The sequence below is a fragment of the uncultured Chitinophaga sp. genome, assembly GCF_937874145.1.
Classification (GTDB): Bacteria; Bacteroidota; Bacteroidia; order Chitinophagales; family Chitinophagaceae; genus Chitinophaga.
Window position 1 is genome coordinate 1 of the sequence record NZ_CALNBI010000382.1, and the last position, 2,331, is coordinate 2,331.

At 56.1% G+C, this 2,331-nt stretch carries 3 protein-coding genes; 1 reads left to right on the plus strand and 2 read right to left on the minus strand.

Annotated elements, in window-relative coordinates:
• Together Q0510_RS18715 and Q0510_RS18720 are read right to left on the minus strand one after the other, a co-directional pair.
• Positions 1 to 848, minus strand: an 848-nt coding sequence (locus tag Q0510_RS18715; RefSeq protein ID WP_298715239.1) for a sigma-54 dependent transcriptional regulator, incomplete at its 3' end; no start/stop codon positions are given.
• A 32-nt stretch (positions 849 to 880) separates the two neighbouring features.
• The gene (locus tag Q0510_RS18720) at positions 881 to 1,858 is read right to left on the minus strand and encodes a helix-turn-helix domain-containing protein (protein ID WP_298715240.1); all 978 of its coding nucleotides are present in this window, start codon (positions 1,856 to 1,858) and stop codon (positions 881 to 883) included.
• 140 nt (positions 1,859 to 1,998) lie between these two features.
• On the opposite strand from Q0510_RS18720, the gene Q0510_RS18725 reads away from it, so the two are divergent.
• Positions 1,999 to 2,331: glyoxalase/bleomycin resistance/extradiol dioxygenase family protein (locus tag Q0510_RS18725; RefSeq protein WP_298715242.1), on the plus strand; the 333-nt coding region annotated here is incomplete at its 3' end.

The following is a 2,331-nucleotide window of genomic DNA, read 5'->3' on the forward strand; positions in this document are numbered from 1 at the left end:
GCGCATACCACACGGACATCCACCGTTTTGGTGCGGCTGCTGCCCAGCACTTCGTACGTGCGGTCCTGCAGCACGCGGAGGAGTTTCACCTGGCTGGAAGGCTCGAGGTCGCCGGTTTCGTCGAGGAAGATGGTGCCTTTGTTCGCCAGTTCGAAGCGGCCGGTGCGGTCGAACCGCGCGTCGGTGAAGGCGCCGCGGACGTGCCCGAACATTTCGCTTTCGAACAGGGAGGCGGAGATGCCGCCGAGGTTCACTTTCACGAAGGGGCGCATCTTCCGGCGGGAATTCTGGTGGATGGCTTCGGCGATGAGTTCTTTACCGGTACCGCTTTCGCCGGTGATGAGCACCGATGCGTCCGTAGCGGCTACGCGGCTGATCGTTTCCAGGACCTGCAGGATGGCCGGGTCTTCCCCGATGATCTGCCGAAAATCGAAATCTTTGTCGAGCTGCTTGCGCGTTATCCCGCGCTGCGGTTTCTTCGTTTGCAGCGCCATCACGGTGCGCGCGGATTGCAGGAGGGCTTCGTTGCTCCAGGGTTTGGTGATGAAATCGGCCGCGCCGAGCTTCATGCCCTGCACTGCGAGCTCTATACTGCCCCAGCCCGTAATGAGGATCACGGGGATAGTGTGGTCGTAGGTTTTGATCCTTTGCAGCAGGGCCATGCCTTCTTCGCCGGTGGTGCGGTTGGAAAAGTTGAGGTCCAGCAGGATGAGCGCGGGCCTCGTTGCCGCCACCGCCTCCATGGCCTGTTCTGGTGTGCCGGCGGCGGAAGCTTCGAACCCTTCCTGGCGCAACAGCAACAGGAGGGAGGTGCGCACTGCGATATCGTCGTCTATAATCAGGATCATACGCCTTGATGGTAAATTAGTGAATGGACCGCTCAGACTTCCGCGGCAAACCTGGCATATTTGTTCCTGTATTCCACGGGCGTCAGTCCCGTTACTTTCTTGAAGGTGATCCGGAAAGCCCTGGTGTCGGTATATCCGACGTCGAACATCACTTCGCTCACGTTTTTCCGGGATGCTTCAAAAAAGCGCTTGGCGGCTTCGATCCGTACGCGCTGGATGTATTCCAGAGGGGTGTTGTTGGTGGCCTGACGGAACCTCCGCTCGAAGGTCCTCCGCCCGGAATTGACGATGTTCGCCAATTCGTATATCGTCATTTTCTCGGTGTAGTTTTTTTCGATGTAATCCTGGACTTTGATGATCTCTTCGTCGGCATGCCTTTTCTGCCCCTTGAACACGGTAAACACCGCCTGGCTGCTCCGCCCGATATCCAGCGCGAAGTTCTTGGAAATCAGCACGGCCGTTTCCCTGTCGGAGAATTTCTCTATCAGGTACAATATGAGGTTCCAAAGGCTGCTGGCGCCGCCGCTGCTGTAGATGTTCTCCACCTCGGTGATAATAGCGCCGTCCACGACCTCGATACCCGGGTAGCGCGACCTGAACTCGTCCAGGTAAGCCCAGTGCGTGGAGCATTTCTTGCCTTCCAGCAGGCCGGTTTCCGCCAGGAGGAAGGCGCCGAGGCATAAACTGGCTACGCTGCAGCCATTGGCGTACAGTTGCCGGATGTGGGGAATGGCTTCGCTGTTGATCCTGATCCCGTCCACGATGTCTCCGTAAACCGGCGGAATAATCAGCAGATCGGTTTTCCCGACATCCTGCAGCAGGCGGTCCGTCTTGATCGTGTACTCCCCGTCGTTGGCGGATACATACCCGGAAAGACCGGCATACTCCACCTCGAACAGGGGATCTTTACCCAATGCCATCAGCATATCGTTCGCCACCTTGAATGAGCGGTACGGCGGCGTTACGGCTTCAATAACCCCCTTCTCGGGTGCGAAAACTGTTACTAGCATAGACTTTGAAATCTTATAAGTAAAGATAAGGCAAGACTGTCGTTTTTACCCCCTTTATTTGACGTATTCGGGCTGCATGGGTTTCAGTTATTTGGAGCACCTTTGTTTCATCAAACCATTAACCTATAAACACACACAAAATGGCAAAGAAAATCTTCATCAATCTCCCGGTAGCCGACCTTAACAAGTCGATGGAATTCTACACCAGGATCGGTTTCACCAACAACCCGGTCTTCACCGACGAAACTGCCGCCTGCATGGTGCTGAGCGAGGAAATCTACGCGATGCTCCTCACGCACGGCAAGTTCTCCGAGTTCACCTCCAAAAAGATCATCGACGCCAAAACGGGCATCGGCGTGATCAATTCCATCTCGGTCGACAGCCTGGAAGAAGTGAATACCATGGCCGACGCAGCCCTCAGCGGCGGCGGCACCGAGCCTACCCCGCCGAAAGATTACGGGTTTATGCAGCAA